We start from the raw sequence: 17520 nt of genomic DNA, 5'->3' as shown, positions 1-17520 counted from the left end.
TTGGGGATTGGGCCGGTGGCTGTTTTGCAATACACAAGGAAGACAGGAAGTGCATCGCGGCGCCGTCGTCGTGTGCCCCTGCTTGTGTCGCATATTCTCCTTTCATTCATTGCCTTCACGATGATTGCACCTGCCTTTGCAGGCAGCTTTTCCGCGCAACCTTCCGAGATGTCCGGCCTGTTCGGTGATCGCATCGTCATCTGTACCGGCAGCGGCATGAAGGTCATCTATTTGGACGAAGCAGGCGCCCCCTTGCCTGAAAGGGATGAGGAACATGCGCCTGCCATCGGTTTCTGTGCACCGATGGCGACTGCCGCGCTGGTTGAGTTTCGCGACAAAATCTTCACCCGATTGCGGCCGGCGCGTATTCCCGAATTTTCCCGTCCTGCCGAAGCGATTCTGATGCCACACGGCACGGAAACGCCGCCTGCCCTCACAAGGGGTCCACCTGTCCAAGTCTGAAGATATCTCCGAATTCAGACATACAAGACAGGAAATCCTGAAAATGTTTCTCAATCGTTCCTTTATGGAGCGCCGTACCGCATTGCGCGCGGGCGTCGCATCCATCGCTCTGATGACAGCTTTCAGTGCCGGATCGGCATTCGCCGAAGAAGACGCGGCCAAAATCGAAGTCAGCATCGCCCTTGAAGAACTCGTCGTCATCGGGCGGGTCGAGGCAGCCGAAACAATCAATCCCAACGAAGTGGCAGGCCCGCCCGCCCGCGATCTCGGCGAACTCCTGGGCCGGCTCCGCGGCGTCTCGGCGGGGCGTCAGGGCGGCCACGGATCGGACATCAGCATTCGCGGCATGTCGGAAGACCGCGTCGCCGTCGTCAGCGACGGTGCCTATGTGTTCGGTGCCTGCCCGAACCGCATGGACCCGCCTTCATCGTCGATGATGCTTCTATCGGGTGACAGCATCACCCTGCGCCGCGGCTATCAGACAGTGATCGATGGTCCGCCCGCACCTGGCGGCACCATCTCCATCGACCGCGCCGATCCTGCGGCATTCAAGGAAGGCGTCTCCGGCAATGTGGAAGCCGGAATCGAATCGAACGGATTTCAACGCTATGGCCTCGCTCAGGGCCGTCTGTCGGCAGATGGCGGATATGCAAGGGCTTTCGCAACCGCGCGCCGCGCCGACAATTACGATGACGGCAACGGGCGCGAAGTGCGCTCCGCCTTCGAGCAGTTTGGCGGTGGCAGCGAAGTCGGCTGGCGCTACGGCGCAGGTTCGGCCATCGCATTGTCCGCCGAGCGCAATGTCGTGGAGGATGCCTTGTTCGCCGGCGCAGGCATGGATGCGCCCTGGACCGCAACCAATACCTACCGCATGTCGCTCGGTCACAATGTCGAAGGCGGTGCTGCGCTCGAGCGCATCGAGGCCAACATCTACGGTTCATATGTCGATCACGTGATGGACAATTTCTCGCTTCGCGCACCTGCCATGATGACCATGCTGACCGAGGCGGAATCCAATACGGTGGGTGGCCGTCTTGCGGGCGTCTTCGGATTTGGCGAAGTGGAACTGACACTCGGTGGCGACTACCGCCGCAATGAGCGCGACGCGGTGAGCTATTCCTCGATGATGCTTGCCGTTCCGCCAACGGCCATTTCCAACTACACTTGGCCAGGTATGGAGATCGAGAATATTGGCGTCTTCGCCGAGGCAAAGGCACCTCTGGCAGCAAGAACGGAACTCACAGCCGGTATCCGCACGGATTTCGTTTCGGTCAAGGCGACGAAGGCCGATCTGCTGCCGGCCGGGATGGGCGCAATCGCCGCCCGCCAACTCTATGCCGCGACCTATGGCATATCGGATACCGATCGCAATGAAACCAATGTCAGCGGTCTCGTCCGTGTGACGCACGATTTCGGCTCGTTCTCGGGTTGGGTCGGCGCGAGCCGCGCGGTTCGTACCGCAGATGCGACCGAGCGCGGCATTGCCCGCGGCCCATTGAATGCGAATGCATGGGTTGGCAATCCGGGGCTCGATCCGGAAAAGCACCATCAGATCGATCTTGGGCTCGAAACCGATCGCAGCGACTGGAAAGCCTCGGCAAGCGTCTGGTACGACAATGTGTCGGACTACATCACCCGCGACAGGGCGCGCGGTCAGGCTGGTGTTCTCGTTGCCAATGGCGCGAATATCTACCGCAATGTCGATGCTGAGCTTGCGGGCTTCGATATGGCGGCGGAGTGGGCATTTGCCCCGTCATGGCGCGTTAACGGCAATCTTGCCTATACCTGGGGCAAGAATACGACCGACAGTCGCGCGCTCTACCAGATCCCGCCCTTGAGCGGCAGCGTGGAGATAGTCCGTCAGGTGACGGAGTGGAGCGCGGGCATGCGCATGCGTTGGGCGGCACAGCAGACGCGCGTCGATCTCGATCCGGCGACGGGCTCGGGCTTGGATGTTCAGGAAACACCTGGCTATGCCGCACTGGATATCTTTGGCAGCTGGAAACTCGCCGAAGCGGTCGAATTGCGGGCGGGCGTCGCGAATATTCTCGACGCGTCCTATGCGTCTCATCTGAACCGCGCCAATGGTTTCGACCCGACGGTTGTTCAGGTGAACGAGCCGGGCCGTTCGGCTTATTTGCAGATGAATTTCGAGTTCTGAAATCGGAGGGAGGCGGCGCGCAATCCGCCGCCTCCCTCCGCGATCTCGTATCGGCCTGTGCGATACGCTATTCTTGGCAGATGCCGCATGTCTTGTTCGCCATTCTGCTCTCGCTTGCGCTTTCTGCCTGTGCGCCGCGCCTCATGGCCGTGGGCGATCCCGTTTTCGAGCCGCGCCTTGCAACGGCCTCGCCCCTTCGCGCGATCATGGCCGATGGCGCACATCTGCCGCTACTGGTCTTCGAGCCGGATAATCCGAAGGCTGTCATTCTCGGCCTGCATGGCTTCAACGACTATTCCAACACGTTCGGTGCTTTCGGTCCCGGCGAATTTCTTGCCGGGCAGGGTATTGCGGTCTACGCGATGGACCAGCGCGGCTTTGGCAGCGCGCCGGGGCGCGGGCTCTGGGCGGGCGATACGCGCATGGCTGAAGATGCCGCGACCGCAGTTGCGCTTATCCGAAAGCGTCATCCGGGCTTGCCGCTCTATGTGCTTGGCACCAGCATGGGCGGGGCCGTCGCCATGCGCATGATGGCGCTGCCAGAACCGCCGGAAGTCGACGGGCTTGTTCTTTCCGCACCCGCCGTCTGGGGCTGGCAGAACCTCAACCGCTTCTATGCCGCAACGCTTTGGACGGCCGCGCGGCTTGCGCCCTCGGCAACGCTCACCGGCAGCGGCCTCGAAATCTGGCCCTCGGACAATATCGACATGCTGCGCGCGCTTGGTCGCGATCCGCTTGTCATCAAGGAAACGAAAATCGGCACGCTTCACGGTCTCGTCACGCTGATGGACGAGGCCTTCAAGGCGGCGGACCGGATTCCCGTTCCGGTGCTGCTGCTCTATGGTGCAAGGGATGAGATCGTGCCGTCCCATGCCGCCGCTGCCGCCCTGCGTTCCATGCGGGCGGGAGAGGTCGAGGTAAAGCCTGCCTGCTATCCGGCTGGCCATCACATGCTGCTGCGCGACAAGCAGCGCGAGACCGTCTGGCGCGACATCGCCGCCTGGGTCGAGGCGCGGCAAGCGCCGCTTCCCTCTGGCGCGGATGCCGACCTGCGACCTTGTGGCCCTCTTGCGAATCCCGGATGAACGCCTAGATTCCATGCGGGTTCAACACCCGATCCTGTTCTTAAAGGCGCTGTCTTGGTCTGAAAGGAGAGGAAAAATGGCCAATGAAGTCAGCAAGAATGAAGACGGCCGGTTGCCGTCGCTTTTCTCCCACGACCCCTTTTCCTCGTTTCGCGAGGAAATGAACGGCTTGATCGACCGAGCGTTCGGTCGTGGATTTCTCGACATGCCGGGCTTCGCCCGCTTCGGCGCAGGTCAGATCGCACCGAGCGTCGATCTTCACGAAACCGACAAGGAATATTCGCTCACGGCCGAACTGCCTGGCCTTGACGAAAAAGATGTCGACCTTTCCGTCCATGAAGGCGTGATGACGCTGAAGGGCGAGAAGCGATACGAAAAGACGGACGAAAAGGACAAGGCGCGCATCTTGGAGCGTAACTATGGCAGCTTCCAGCGCGTCTTCACACTTCCCTCCGATGTCGATGACGAGAAGATCGCCGCGAAGTTCGACAGGGGCGTACTCACCGTCACCATGCCCAAACGGGCCGGCGCAAGGCCCGCTAGCCGGCGGATTTCGATAGGCAAGGGCTGACGCGTCAAGCCTGTTGTGAAAGCGCCTCGCCGTGCAAGTCGCCGGCAGGCGCTTTTTCCTCGCCGAAGCGAATCCGGATTTCCCGTTCGAGATCGGCGAAGAGTTCCGGCACATGCTCGAGATGTGCGCGCTCGGCCTTCAGGATAGCCCGGAAGAGGCGCGCCTTGAGCTGGTCGAGGTCGAGCCCCGCCTTGGCGATGGCGCCGGGCGCGCTACTTGCCACGATGTCGACCAGCCTGTCGGCGGCATGGAGCCGCCCCCAGAGATAATCGTTCTCGCGCGCGCGGCGGCTGAAGAAGGCGGCGAAATAGCCGAGGTCGCGGCCCATCAGTGTGGCGGGGGCGCCGCCTTCGCGGATCGCGCGCGCATCTTCCGGGCTTATCCGGTCCACCAGCACCGTGTCCACATCGTCGAGATCTTGCCACTTGTTGAGCGGCAGCGTCAGCACGTCGAAGAAGGGAAAGCCGACATAGGCCTGTAAAAGTTCATTGCGAATTTCGTCCGGCAGTCCGGTTTCGGCCATCGCTATGAAGCGCGCATCGACTTCCTTGTCGAGCCCGACAAGATTGATCTGCGGCGCGATATGCGCCGTGAATGAATCGATCTCGTGCGGCTCTGCTATGCCATCATCATAGATGAGACGGCACAGGCGCCTCGTTTCCGGCGTGCGCAGCCGGGCCGACGTTTCCGACTGGACACGTTCAAGGCAGCGATAAAGGCTTGTCTTGAATTCGTCCAGCGCTTCCGCGGCGGCGCCGTCGCCATCCGTCTCGATATTCTGATAGAGCTCGTTCAGGCGGCGGATCACGAAGCGCAGCCGCCGGACGCGGAAGCTGATGTCGAATTCGCGCAGGAAGCGCACCCACGCATCTTCCTTGCTCGGCTCCGTCCCGCCTGCCGCATGGAGTGCCCATTTGACGGGGAAGATGTCGCTTTCGTTTGCCCATGTCTCAACCGTGCGCGACAGCGCCAGCCTGTCGCTCGGGTGTTTCACCGAGCCGCTGAGATCGGCGACAATATTGGTAATCCGGTCGAGAACGGAGGCAACCTTGAGCTGCACATAGGCGTCATAGGCATAACCTGCTTCGATGGCGGCCTGCGCATTCGCCTTGTTGCGCAATGAGACAAGCTCATCGGCATCCGGAAGTTTTGCGGCGCTTCCATTGAACAGTTCGAGGACGCGCGCGCGCACATGCGGTCTTGTCGCCGAGACGATCTGGCGGTAGCGGCGCACCCGCTCCGAAAAATCATGGAGTGCTTCAAGTTCGTCGCGAACCGGCTGATTGCGTGGAATGTCGGAAAGCGCGCCACGGATCGTGTGAAAGAAGCCGGGCGCCGCCCCGCCGCCTTCGACGCGCGCACCCTTCGGGTCCGGGTCGATATAGACGATGCGGCGGTCCACTTCGCGGTAGGCGGGCCTGCCGCGAATGGCAGCAATCGCTTCCGCGAACGGCTTGTTGTTGAGCACGCTGCCGTCGATGAAGGACGCCTTCACCGGGTCCGAGCCCGCTGCGATCAGCGGTGAGAAGTTCGCCGCAAGAAATTCGTTCCTTGTGGGCCACTCAATCTCCTGCGCCTTCAACACGCCATCGATTTCGCCGATCCGGGCAGGAGGGAAAGCGCCGGGGAAAGAGGATGTTGCGCGTGCCGCGAAGACGAGGCCCGGCACATGATCGAGATCGAAATCGCTCTGCAGCGCGCCGCTCGGGTGCTGGAAATAGGTGAATTTGAGGACATGCCTGTGCTCGCGTTCCCGGATCGACGCGGGGTCGTGCAGGGGAATGTTCTGGCTGTAGCCGTGAAAGTCGGTCACGGAGACGATCAGATCGAGCCGGTGACCGGTGGGCAGAAGCGATGATCCTTTGGGCTCGGGCTCGCCCATGGCGCGGCACGCATCGAGCAGCATCCCGCTCATGATCGAGCCCGAGAAAGGCGGCTGGAACCAGCGCGACCGCGTGAAGCGCTGCAGCTTCTGCCGCATCTCGATATCGGGCGCATAGCGGGCGAGCCATTTATCGGTCATCCCCCAGAACAGCGGCTTCATGAACAGCTTGTCCCAGCGTCCGGCGATATGTTTCTCGTCCATCAGCGCAACGATGTCGGCTTGTTCGAGCCACATCTTGCGGTGCGCATCGACCGGCAGGTCATGCGCCAGTGCGCGCGCGAGCAGAACGCCATTGATGCCGCCCGCGGAAGCGCCCGCGATCGTGTCGACGAAAACGCGCAGTTCAACGGATTGGCCGATCGCCTGGATCAGTTCGAAATAGAGTTCTTCGGTATCCGTCTCGCGGTCTGGGTGGTCGACATCGGAATAGGCTGCGTTGGTCTTGTGCGAGCGGCCGAGGTCGTGGTGATAGACGCGCGAAGCGCGCACCAGCTTCAGGATTTCCTTGGTCACGCCGTGCATATAGACGGCGAGCGACACGCCGCCATAGCAGACCAGCGCGATCCTGAGTTCCTTTTCCTTCATGACACGCCGCTGCCCCTATCCGGCCTTTGCCCCGGTGTCCCGCGGCACTTCCGCCCGGTTAAGTCTAGTGGAACAGGATTTCACGACCAATTAACGATGCAATGGGACCATAATCCCTTGGCAAAACCCGGGATTCCGGTGCCATTTCGAGGCTGATACGGGCAGGCAAGGCGGCCGCCCGATCACCCGGCACACGAATCCCCGTCAAATGACGGCAGACGGCGACTCGAACGCCACCTTTGGGAAGTTGAGACAGTCTCGTCTGGAAATGGACGCCGAAATGGAAGCTGCGCGTCTCAAGGCGCTCCGACAATATGAAATTCTGGACACGCCGGCTGAAGCAGCCTTCAACCGGTTGTCGCGAATAGCGTCCCTGATTTTCGAAACGCCGATCGCGCTCGTTTCCCTGATCGACAAGGACCGGCAGTGGATCAAGTCGCGCGTCGAGAGTGCGCCCAGCAAGGGCACGGCGATTTCCGCGTTCCTGCCGCTGCCGGACGCGAAATAGGCGCGGCCTTGAGAGGCCGCTCCATGACGCCGCCATCCCGGCCGATAGCGTACATGCGGCAGGATGCATCATTTATATTACCGCCAAAATATGTAAATATTGCGGGACGGCTGCAGGTGATCTGTGGCTCCATCATGGAGAGATGCACCATGGATCCAGCACTTGCCTTCGGCCTGCTGGCCGTCCTTTCCGGCATGCTGGTTGGCCTTTCGCTCGGGCTCATCGGCGGCGGCGGCTCGATACTCGCTGTGCCGTTGCTGCTCTATGTCGTCGGGGTCGGTTCCCCGCATATCGCCATCGGCACAGGGGCATTGGCGGTGGCCGCAAATGCTGCCTTCAGCCTTGCCATGCATGCCCGCGCCCATACCGTCAAATGGCCTTGTGCGCTGGTCTTTGCCGCAGCCGGCATCGCCGGTGCGGCGCTGGGCGCGCGCCTCGGCAAGGCGATGAATGGCGAGGTGCTGCTGGCGCTATTCGGCGGCGTCATGGTGCTGGTCGGTGCTGCCATGTTCATCCGCCGCGGGCAGGGCGGCAATCCGGATGTCCGCCTCGACCGGGCATCGGCGCCGCGCCTCCTGCCGCCGCTGGCAGGCACCGGCTTCATGGTGGGCGGTCTCTCCGGCTTCTTCGGGATCGGCGGCGGCTTCCTCATCGTCCCCGGCCTCATCACCGCCACGGCCATGCCGATGCTGAACGCCATCGGTTCGTCGCTTGTCTCCGTGACGGTCTTCGGCCTTACTACGGCAACGAGCTATGCCATTTCGGACCTGATCGACTGGCAGGCGGCGGGGCTGATGGTGGCGGGCGGTCTCGCCGGTTCGCTTGCCGGCCTCGCGCTGGCAAAGCGCCTCGCCGGCTCGCGCCAAGCGCTCTCGGTCGTCTTCGCCGCAATCGTCATCGCTACCGGCGTCTACATCGTCTGGTCCGGCATACCGGCTATGGCTGCGTTCCTGTGAACGCCGCCAAGTCACTAAAGATGCTGGGAAAATGGTGGACGGTACTGGACTCGAACCAGTGACCCCTGCGATGTGAACACAGTGCTCTACCAACTGAGCTAACCGTCCGCTGCGCCAGGCGCGCCCTCGGGCGAGGGAGCCCGTCTATAGGCGCGGGCCCTGTCCGAAGTCAAGCGCCTGTCAGCCGAAATGGGCGGGCAGGATCCTTGCCAGTGCTGCCGGAAACTCGTCGAAATGATCGATGGTCGCCTCTGCCCCGAGTTCGGCCACGGGGATGCGCGTATAGCCGAAGGTGACGCAGATCGAGGGCAATTTCGCGTTTTTCGCCGCGTGCACGTCGGTCTCGCTGTCGCCCACCATGACGGAATGTGCGTTCTCGCCGCCGAGCCTGCGGATCGCCTCGAAAAGATGTTCGGGGTCGGGCTTTTTCACAGGCAGCGTGTCGCCGCCGATCACGACCGGGAAATAATGGTCGATCGACAGCATTTCGAGGAGCTTTCGCGACAGGTCTTCCACCTTGTTGGTGCAGACGGCCATCAGCGCGCCGCGTTCGGCCAGAAGGTCGAGCTGGTCGCGCACGCCCGGCCAGAGCTTCGTGTGGTCGGCGATGTGCCGGCCATAATAGTCGAGGAATTCGTGGAAGCTGCGGTCGAGCAGTGCCTCGCTGGCGGGCTCTCCCGTCTCACGGAAGCCGCGTTCGAGCAGCACCCGCGCGCCGCCACCGACCAGATGCCGCACCCTGTCGTTCGGTACCCGCTCGCGCCCGTGGAGTTCGAGAATGACGTTCAGCGTCTCGCAGAGGTCGGCTGCCGTATCGGCGAGCGTTCCATCGAGATCGAAGAGAAGGGTGGGGCGGGGCATGATCGTCCGAAACAATGTGACACGGGCCTCTCTCGCACGGCGCATGGCGTCGCGCAAGTCCGGCTTCAATCGGCGGCCTTCAGCCCCTCGCGCGACCACTCGGCGAGGCCATTGAGCGTTGTCTCGTAGCAGGCAAGCCCGTTCGTAATCACATTCTCGCGCCAGCTTTCACGGCGCGGCGCGTAATCCTCACGGATCTCCTCGAAATAGAGTGGAGCCTCGGGCGCGTCGAAGCCGCCGATGAAACGCAGCCATCGCTCGAGCATCGGAACGCGCATGGCCTTCGCTGCATTGTTCTTTGCCTGAGCCGAACGAAACTCGACGACGGCGCCGCTGAACTGCGCATGGGGCGCGAGCATATCCTCTATGCCCCAGAACATGGTGCCGCGCCGCGTTGGCCGCTTCGAGCCCCACATGGCGTCGACGGTCTTCGGATCAAGCGCCTCGCGGCCCCACCAGTTTGCAGCACGGGTGAAGGCGGCGCTGCCCGGCTCCGAATAGCAGAGATAGATGAGTTCCCCGTCGCCCACCGGCCCCGAATGCCAATCGACAAGGCCGACGCGATGGGTGTACGCGAGTTCGCGCGCGATGATGCCTTTGAGCGTCGTATTCGACCACTCGGGCGCCGTGCCGCCGAAATGGTAGCCGTCGGGATGCGTGTATTGCCCGCGGCTAATCGCATCTTCAAGCGCCCACTGACCGTATTTCTCGACGAAGCGCGCTCCCTCCGCGAGCATCTTCTGCACGGCGTCTTCGCTCATGGAGTTGGGGCAGAGGATCTTGTGCAACTCGTCGTAAAGGGCGTTTTCAGGATGCGGCTTGGTGTGGTCCAGGAAATTGCGGTTGAGATCGACATTGTTTTCGGTGCCGCGCAGACCCCAGGCAAAGCCGAAAGGATTGGCCGCATGGACCATCAGCATCGCAATGCCATGGGGCAGTGCCGCAGAGCCCATCTCGGCGATCCAGGCGGTCTGCGCCGCGGAGCCGCCATAGCCTTCGGCGCCATGCGTGCCGCTCACATTGAGCAGCACCGTTTCGGCGTTGGCCGGGCCGAACCAGGCCGTGTCCATGAAAAGGCGCATGCCTCCGGGCCCCAGCGCATTCGGGTTTTCGTATGATTCGAGGCGCGCGCCGGCCGCTTCCGCAGCGCTGAGAAAGCGCCTGCGGGCCTGCTCATATGTCTCTGAAAAATACGCGCTCGCCTTCATGCCGCTGCAATGTCCTTCCGGGGCCTTTCCGGCACCCGCCGTGAAATGCTAACAAGGGAATGGCCCTGCTGCGGGGCCAACTTGCGCACTTCTTTTAACTATATCACGCGGTGAGGCAGGCAAACGCAAGAATGCCCGCCGGAAGCGCCGGATTTCAGGAATTTTCATGACCCTCGTGACGCGCCTCAAGGATAAATCCCTGCTGAAAACCCGGTGTTTCATCGATGGCAAATGGGCGGGCGGCGATGCGGCGCAGATCGACGTCACCGATCCGGCAACTGGAGAAGTGATTGCCACCGTGCCCTCGCTCGGTGTGAAGGAAACGCGCGAGGCCATCGAGGCGGCGCACCAGGCACAGAAGGGCTGGGCAGCGCGTCCGGCGAAGGAGCGCGCTGCCGTGCTCCGCCGCTGGTTCGACCTGATGATGGAAAATCAGGACGACCTCGCCGCGATCCTCACCGCTGAGCAGGGCAAACCGCTCGCCGAAGCCAAAGGCGAGATCGCCTATGCCGCCTCCTTCGTCGAATATTACGCGGAGGAAGCAAAGCGCATCTACGGCTCCATCGTGCCCGCACCGGCAAGCGACCGGCGCATCGTCGTGCTGAAACAGCCTATCGGCGTTTGCGCCGCCATCACGCCGTGGAATTTTCCGGCCGCCATGATTACGCGAAAGGCAGGACCGGCGCTCGCCGCCGGCTGTTCGATGGTGGTGAAGCCTGCAACGGCGACACCGCTTTCCGCCTTCGCACTGGCGGAGCTTGGCGCCCGTGCCGGGCTTCCCGCTGGCCTCCTCAGCGTCATCACCGGCAAGGCAGGTGCCATTGGCGGGGAAATGACGTCGAACGCGCTGGTGCGCAAGGTAACGTTCACAGGCTCCACCGAAATCGGCAAGGAGCTGATGGTGCAATCCGCCGCCACTGTGAAGAAGGTCGCGCTTGAACTCGGCGGCAATGCGCCATTCATCGTTTTCGACGATGCGGACATAGATGCAGCCGTGGAAGGCGCTGTCGCCTCGAAATACCGCAACACCGGCCAGACCTGCATTTGTACCAACCGCTTTCTCGTGCAGGCGAAGGTGCATGATGCCTTCGTGGAAAAGCTGACGGCGAAAGTCGCGGCACTGAAGGTCGGTTCCGGTTTCGAGGAAGGCGTAGCGCAAGGCCCGCTGATCGACATGGCAGCCGTCGAAAAGGTCGAGGAACATATCGCCGATGCGCTCGCAGGCGGCGCGAAAGTGACGACCGGCGGCAAGCGCCATGCGAAGGGCGGTTCTTTCTTCGAGCCGACCGTCGTGACCGGCATGAAGCCGGAGATGATGGCTTCACGCGAGGAAACGTTCGGGCCGCTTGCGCCGGTCTTCCGTTTCGAGACGGACGAGGAAGCGATCGCACTTGCAAACGACACACCTTTCGGCCTCGCTTCCTATTTCTACAGCCGCGACATCGGTCGCGTCTGGCGCGTGGCGGAGGCGCTGGAATATGGCCTCGTCGGCGTCAATGCCGGCATCATATCGACCGAAGTCGCGCCGTTCGGCGGCTTCAAGGAGTCGGGGCTCGGCCGTGAAGGCGGACCCTGGGGGATCGAGGAATTCCTCGAAGTGAAATATGTCGCGATGGCGGGGCTTTGAGCGATGAATGCTGACGAACAGAAGAAAGCAGCCGCCATTCGCGCGCTGGATTTCGTGAAACCCGGCATGAAACTCGGCCTTGGGACGGGCTCAACGGCGGAACACTTTGTTCGCGCGCTCGGCGAAAAGGTGAAGCAGGGGTTGGACATTGTCGGCGTTCCGACATCGGAGCGCACGGGCAAGCTCGCCGAAAGTCTCGGCATCCCGCTCTCCAATCTCGACGATATGCCGCATCTCGACGTGACCGTCGATGGTGCCGATGAACTGGACCTCGAACTTCGGCTCATCAAGGGCGGCGGCGGCGCGCTGCTGCGAGAAAAGATCGTCGCGACCGCTTCCGACCGCATGATCGTGATTGCCGATGCGTCAAAGGTTGTGAAGACGCTTGGCGCCTTTGCGCTGCCCGTCGAGGTGGTGCCCTTTGGCGCCGCTGTCACCGCGCGCAAGATTGCGGAAGTGGCGGGCGCTCTCGGCTGCACAGGCAGGATGTCGCGCCGCGCGGATGAATATGGCGAGCCCTTCTTCACCGACAATGGCAATTTTATCTATGACTGCGATTTCGGTGTCATTCCGGACGCGGATGCGCTCGCCCCGGCGCTGAACCGTGTTCCAGGCGTCGTCGACAATGGATTGTTTGTGGGCATTGCCACGCTTGCCATTGTGGGAACGCCTTCGGGTACCGATATCATCGAGAAAAAATGACAACACTTTAATTGTTGTCACCCCTGGCTTGACCCGGGGGTCCAGAGCCGCAAGTTCGGTGCGCGCGGCCCCAGGATTGCCGGATCAAGTCCGGCAATGACGAAGTAGATAAAGCGGAAGCTTCGCCATGACCAAATATGACTACGACCTCTTCGTTATCGGTGCGGGTTCGGGCGGGGTGCGCGCTGCGCGCATCGCGGCGAATTACGGCGCACGCGTGGCCGTCGCCGAGGAATATCGCGTTGGCGGCACCTGTGTCATTCGGGGTTGCGTCCCGAAAAAACTTTTCGTCTATGCAAGCCATTTCGCCGATGAGTTCGAGGAGTCGGCTGGTTTCGGCTGGACTGTCGAGGGCGCCCGCTTCGACTGGAAGACGCTCATTTCCAACAAGGACAAGGAAATCGATCGCCTCAATGGCATCTATATTCGCAACCTGCAGAACGCCGGCGTCGAGATCATCGAAAGCCGCGCGACGGTCGTCGATGCGCACAAGGTGCGCCTTGAGGCGACGGGCAGGGAAGTGACTGCCGAGCGTATCCTGATCGCGGTCGGCGCGACGCCCTTCCTGCCGGAGATTCCCGGCATCGAACATGCGATCACCTCCAATGAGGCATTCCACCTCGAAGAACTGCCGAAGCGGGTGGTGGTCGTGGGCGGCGGCTATATCGCAGTCGAATTCGCCGGCATCTTCAACGGACTTGGTGCAAAAACCATGCAGCTCTATCGCGGGCCGCTCTTCATGCGCGGTTTCGACGACGACCTGCGGGCGCTTCTTGCCGAGGAGATGGCGAAGAAGGGCGTCGACCTCAGGATGGACGCCGACATCAAATCCATCGACAAGGCCGGGGGAGAGCTTCGCCTGACGCTGACCAATGGCGATGTCGTGAAAGCGGACGCCGTGATGTATGCGACCGGCCGCGTACCGAACACGAAAGGCCTTGGCCTCGAAGCTGTGGGCGTGAAGCTCGGTAAGAACGGCGAAGTCATCGTGGATGAATATTCGCAGACCTCCGTCCCGAGCATCTATGCCGTGGGCGACGTGACCGATCGCGCAAACCTGACGCCGGTGGCGATCCGCGAAGGCCATGCCTTTGCCGACACGGTCTATGGCGGCCGGAAAGTGATGGTCGATCACTCGATCATTCCGACCGCCGTCTTCTCCCAGCCGGAGCTTGGCACGGTCGGCCTCACCGAAACGCTCGCCCGCGCCCGATGCGCCGAGATCGACCTTTACAAGACCACTTTCCGCGCCATGAAGAACACGCTCTCCGGCTCTCAGGAGCGGACCTTCATGAAACTCATCGTGGATGCGAAGACGGACAAGGTGCTTGGCGTTCATCTGATGGGGCCGGGTTCGGGCGAACTCATCCAGGCGGTCGGCATTGCCGTGACGATGGGGGCGACCAAGGCCCAGTTCGACATGACCATCGCCGTCCACCCCACGGCGGCGGAGGAACTCGTCACCCTGCGCGAGAAGTGGCAGCCGCCCGCCGCAAAGGCCGCAGATTAACCGCGATTCCCGCGTCCCTGAGCCGGATCAAGGGCTTAGGCTTCCCTTTAGAGCCCTTGTGGACTATATATCCGCCTTCCATATGAAGGGTGTGGGGCAGCCGCCGGACCGGGCGGGGCCCGTGGCCTTTCTTGCGTTTCGGAGAGAAGACGATGGCGGAGACTTGGAAACCGGAGAGCTGGCGCGCAAAGCCCGCCAAGCATCTCCCGGCATACCCGGATGAGGCGGCGCTTGCCGCCGTTGAAGCGCGCCTGCGCTCCTATCCGCCGCTCGTGTTTGCAGGTGAGGCCCGCAAGCTGAAGGCAGATCTCGCAGAGGTCTGCGAAGGCCGTGCTTTCCTGCTGCAGGGCGGCGACTGCGCCGAGAGCTTCGCCGAATTTTCCGCCGACAATATTCGCGACACGTTCCGCGTGCTGCTGCAGATGGCGGTGGTGCTGACATTTGCGGCCGCCTCGCCCGTGGTGAAGGTCGGGCGCATCGCCGGCCAGTTCGCAAAGCCGCGTTCCTCGCCCACCGAGACGATCGGCGAAATCACGCTGCCGTCCTATCTGGGTGACAACATCAACGGCATCGAGTTCGACGAGGCGGCACGCGTGCCCGATCCCGAGCGGCTGCTGCGCGCCTATTCGCAGTCTGCCTCGACGCTGAACCTCATTCGCGCTTTCGCGAATGGCGGCTATGCCGACCTCGATTTCGTGCATCGCTGGAATCTCGGCTTCGTCGCTGACAGCGCCGAAGGCGCGCGCTATGAGGAGCTTGCGAACCGCATCACCGAGGCGCTCGACTTCATGCGCGCCTGCGGCATCGACGGCGCATCGCAGCCGCAGCTTCACACGACGGATTTCTACACGAGCCATGAGGCGCTGCTGCTCGGTTACGAGCAGGCGATGACGCGCATCGATTCCACCACGGGCGAATGGTACGACACCTCGGCCCATATGCTCTGGATCGGCGACCGCACGCGCCAGCCCGATCACGGTCATGTCGAGTATATGCGCGGCATCAAGAACCCGATCGGCATGAAGTGCGGTCCCTCGCTCGACCCGGAAGAGTTGATCCGTCTGACGGATATTCTCAACCCGAAGAACGAGGCCGGACGGCTCACGCTTATCTGCCGCTTCGGCGCAGAAAATGTCGAGAAGCATCTGCCGCAGCTCATTCGCGCCATCGAACGCGAAGGCAAGAAGGTGGTCTGGTCCTGCGATCCGATGCACGGCAACACGATCAAGGCATCGTCGGGATACAAGACGCGGCCAGTTGACCGCATCCTCGCCGAGGTGCAGGCCTTCATGGCCGTGCATCGCACCGAAGGCACGCATGCGGGCGGCGTCCATTTCGAAATGACCGGCCAGAACGTCACCGAATGCATCGGCGGCGCGCAGGCGATTTCGGAAACCGATCTTGGAGACCGCTATCACACGCATTGCGATCCGCGTCTCAATGCCAGCCAGTCGCTCGAACTCGCCTTCCTCATCGCCGAAGGGCTGAAGAAGGAGCGGGCCGAAGCCCGCCGCGAACAACAGGTCGCCCTAGGCGCCTGGTAAGATCGGTTCACGGATGAAGTAAAAAGGCCCGATGGAAACGCCGGGCCTTTTGCATTGCCGGCTGGGAATCGGTAAAAGGGAGCGGGGGGGCATTACAGGCACAAGGAGCGCCAGTGAGCCCGAAAATCATGTCTTCGCCGCTGCATCTGGCTGCGGCGGTCCTTTTCATGTGCGCGCTCGCGGCGCCTGCCGACGCTTCGAAATGGCGTGGCCCCGCCGAGGACGACAAGCTTTATGCCGTCACCGCTTTTATTGGCGAGGGAACGGAAGACAATTTCAGCGATGTGCTGGAAAACTTCTTCTATGTCGAAGGTACATCCGACCATGTGGCGGCGCTCACCGTCTCGCGTTTGCTCGGCTGGTATGGCCAGTCGCTGAGCTTCGAAGGCGAGCTCATGTATGCCTGGCATCATGGCCGCGAGAATTATCACGAATTCGGCACAGCGATTTATGCGCGCTGGCACGATTTCCCGTGGAATGAATATCTGGTGACGACGGCTGCCGTCGGTCTCGGCCCGTCCTACACGACCGAGTTTCCGCAGCTTGAGCGCCAGCCGGATGGCAGCCGCTCGCGCACGTTGAACCAGTTCAACCTGCAGGCGACGTTCGCGCTCCCGGCCCATCCCGATATCTCGCTCGTCACCCGGCTGCAGCACCGCTCAGGCGTCTTCGGCCTGTTCAACGGCGTGACGGACGCCTCGAACTTCGTAACGCTCGGCCTGCGCTACGACTTCTAGCTCACCTTGATAAGCCGCCGCCCGAGATTCTCGCCTTCGAAGAGGCCGATAAAGGCGGCGGCCGATCCTTCGATCCCCTCCGACACGTCTTCGGTATATTGCAGCTTGCCGGCATGTATCCATCCGGCCATTTCGGTCTGCGCCTCGCGGAATTGCTTGAAATAGTCGAAAACGACGAGGCCTTCCATGCGCAGGCGATGTGTGATGAAGCGCGTCACATTGCGGATGCCGACAAGCTCGTCATCCGCGCGGTTATATTCACTGACCTGCCCGGAGACGACGACGCGGCCATGCTCCTTCATGTTGAGGATTGCCGCATCGAGCATTTCCGCGCCCACATTGTCGAAATAGATGTCGACGCCTTCGGGGCAGTGTTCCTTGATGGCGGCCTTCAGGTCCACGCCGCGATAGGAGAAGCAGGCGTCGAAGCCGAGCCCCTTCACGTAATCGCATTTTTCCTTCGAGCCCGCGATGCCGACGACACGGCAGCCTTTCATCTTGGCGATCTGCCCGGCAGTTGCGCCGACGGGACCGGCGGCGGAGGAGATCAGCACCGTATCGCCTTCCTTGGGCTGCCCGAGATCGAGCAGGCCGAAATAGGATGTGAGGCCCGGAATGCCGAGCACGCCGATGGCGGCGGTAGGGCGGAGCTTGCCGTGATACATCTCCGGCGGAAGGATCTGCACGCCGCGCCCATTCGAGATGGCATGCGTCACCCAGCCGAAGCCGCCGGTCACGCGGTCGCCCGGCTTGAACTTTTCGTTCTTCGACTGCTCCACCACGCCCACCATCGCGCTGTCGATGGTCTGGCCAACGGGAAGCGCCGCCGTGTAGCTGTCGCCGGAAAGCCGCCCGCGCATGCCGGGATCGACGGAATGATGTTCCGTACGAATCAGGATTTCGTGGTCGCCGATCTCCGGCAGCTCAACTTCCTCCAGACGGAAGTTATCCGCCTTCGGCTTCCCCTCCGGCCGCGAAGCCAGCACCCAGCGTTTCGCTTTTGTCGGCATGGTTTTCGTTCCTCCCCGGCTTTCTTGTCCCGTCTTTTCTTATTCTGTCATTGCCGGGCTTGACCCGGCAATCCAGAGCCGCAGGCGCTGAACCAGGCGGCTCTGGAT

At 62.2% G+C, this 17520-nt stretch carries 15 protein-coding genes and 1 tRNA gene; 11 read left to right on the top strand and 5 right to left on the bottom strand.

The window, feature by feature from the left end:
• Positions 1-15 precede the first annotated feature (15 nt).
• The 4 genes from ACK4FH_RS14740 to ACK4FH_RS14725 all read left to right on the top strand — a co-directional run bounded on the left by ACK4FH_RS14740 (position 16) and on the right by ACK4FH_RS14725 (position 4279).
• Positions 16-462, top strand: a complete 447-nt coding sequence (locus ACK4FH_RS14740) for a hypothetical protein (protein WP_409815398.1) — start codon at positions 16-18, stop codon at positions 460-462.
• Between the two features lie 43 nt (positions 463-505).
• Positions 506-2623, top strand: coding sequence for a TonB-dependent receptor domain-containing protein (locus ACK4FH_RS14735; protein WP_409815396.1), 2118 nt, complete (start codon positions 506-508; stop codon positions 2621-2623).
• A gap of 92 nt (positions 2624-2715) precedes the next feature.
• Complete coding sequence (locus tag ACK4FH_RS14730) at positions 2716-3708, top strand: lysophospholipase (RefSeq protein ID WP_409815393.1); 993 nt, start codon at positions 2716-2718, stop codon at positions 3706-3708.
• 76 nt (positions 3709-3784) lie between these two features.
• Positions 3785-4279: an Hsp20/alpha crystallin family protein gene (locus tag ACK4FH_RS14725; protein WP_409815391.1), complete on the top strand. Its 495-nt coding sequence runs from the start codon at positions 3785-3787 to the stop codon at positions 4277-4279.
• Between the two features lie 4 nt (positions 4280-4283).
• On the opposite strand, the gene ACK4FH_RS14720 is transcribed toward ACK4FH_RS14725, so the two are convergent.
• Positions 4284-6749, bottom strand: coding sequence for a patatin-like protein (locus ACK4FH_RS14720; protein WP_409815388.1), 2466 nt, complete (start codon positions 6747-6749; stop codon positions 4284-4286).
• A gap of 280 nt (positions 6750-7029) precedes the next feature.
• Here ACK4FH_RS14720 and ACK4FH_RS14715 point away from each other — a divergent pair, with 280 nt between their 5' ends.
• Positions 7030-7257, top strand: coding sequence for a hypothetical protein (locus ACK4FH_RS14715; protein ID WP_409815386.1), 228 nt, complete (start codon positions 7030-7032; stop codon positions 7255-7257).
• A gap of 149 nt (positions 7258-7406) precedes the next feature.
• Positions 7407-8213, top strand: coding sequence for a sulfite exporter TauE/SafE family protein (locus ACK4FH_RS14710; RefSeq protein WP_409815384.1), 807 nt, complete (start codon positions 7407-7409; stop codon positions 8211-8213).
• Between the two features lie 32 nt (positions 8214-8245).
• On the opposite strand, the gene ACK4FH_RS14705 is transcribed toward ACK4FH_RS14710, so the two are convergent.
• From ACK4FH_RS14705 to ACK4FH_RS14695, 3 genes are all read right to left on the bottom strand, one after another.
• Positions 8246-8321 (bottom strand) — tRNA-Val (locus tag ACK4FH_RS14705).
• Between the two features lie 72 nt (positions 8322-8393).
• The gene (locus tag ACK4FH_RS14700) at positions 8394-9074 is read right to left on the bottom strand and encodes an HAD family hydrolase (protein WP_409815381.1); all 681 of its coding nucleotides are present in this window, start codon (positions 9072-9074) and stop codon (positions 8394-8396) included.
• Positions 9075-9139: 65 nt separating this feature from the next.
• Entirely contained in the window at positions 9140-10282 is a 1143-nt protein-coding gene (locus ACK4FH_RS14695; protein WP_409815379.1) for a M14 family metallopeptidase, read from the bottom strand.
• A gap of 166 nt (positions 10283-10448) precedes the next feature.
• On the opposite strand from ACK4FH_RS14695, the gene ACK4FH_RS14690 reads away from it, so the two are divergent.
• The 5 genes from ACK4FH_RS14690 to ACK4FH_RS14670 all read left to right on the top strand — a co-directional run bounded on the left by ACK4FH_RS14690 (position 10449) and on the right by ACK4FH_RS14670 (position 16402).
• The gene (locus ACK4FH_RS14690) at positions 10449-11909 is read left to right on the top strand and encodes an NAD-dependent succinate-semialdehyde dehydrogenase (protein WP_409815376.1); all 1461 of its coding nucleotides are present in this window, start codon (positions 10449-10451) and stop codon (positions 11907-11909) included.
• Between the two features lie 3 nt (positions 11910-11912).
• Positions 11913-12611, top strand: coding sequence for a ribose-5-phosphate isomerase RpiA (gene rpiA / locus ACK4FH_RS14685; protein WP_409815374.1), 699 nt, complete (start codon positions 11913-11915; stop codon positions 12609-12611).
• Between the two features lie 127 nt (positions 12612-12738).
• Complete coding sequence (gor, locus tag ACK4FH_RS14680) at positions 12739-14121, top strand: glutathione-disulfide reductase (RefSeq protein WP_409815372.1); 1383 nt, start codon at positions 12739-12741, stop codon at positions 14119-14121.
• A gap of 152 nt (positions 14122-14273) precedes the next feature.
• Positions 14274-15665 carry a class II 3-deoxy-7-phosphoheptulonate synthase gene (locus tag ACK4FH_RS14675; protein ID WP_409815369.1) on the top strand — a complete coding sequence of 464 codons (1392 nt, stop codon included), beginning with the start codon at positions 14274-14276 and terminating at the stop codon, positions 15663-15665.
• A 128-nt stretch (positions 15666-15793) separates the two neighbouring features.
• Positions 15794-16402: a hypothetical protein gene (locus ACK4FH_RS14670; RefSeq protein ID WP_409815368.1), complete on the top strand. Its 609-nt coding sequence runs from the start codon at positions 15794-15796 to the stop codon at positions 16400-16402.
• Here ACK4FH_RS14670 and ACK4FH_RS14665 read toward each other — a convergent pair.
• On the bottom strand, positions 16399-17412 hold the full coding sequence (locus ACK4FH_RS14665) for an NADP-dependent oxidoreductase (protein WP_409815365.1): 1014 nt from the start codon (positions 17410-17412) through the stop codon (positions 16399-16401). The genes ACK4FH_RS14670 and ACK4FH_RS14665 overlap by 4 nt on opposite strands.
• Positions 17413-17520 lie beyond the last annotated feature (108 nt).

Origin of the sequence: Parvibaculum sp. (genome assembly GCF_046297875.1) — a bacterium.
Taxonomy (GTDB): domain Bacteria; phylum Pseudomonadota; class Alphaproteobacteria; order Parvibaculales; family Parvibaculaceae; genus Parvibaculum.
Note: the sequence above shows the minus strand (reverse complement) of the source record. Positions and strands in the feature narration are given on the sequence as shown.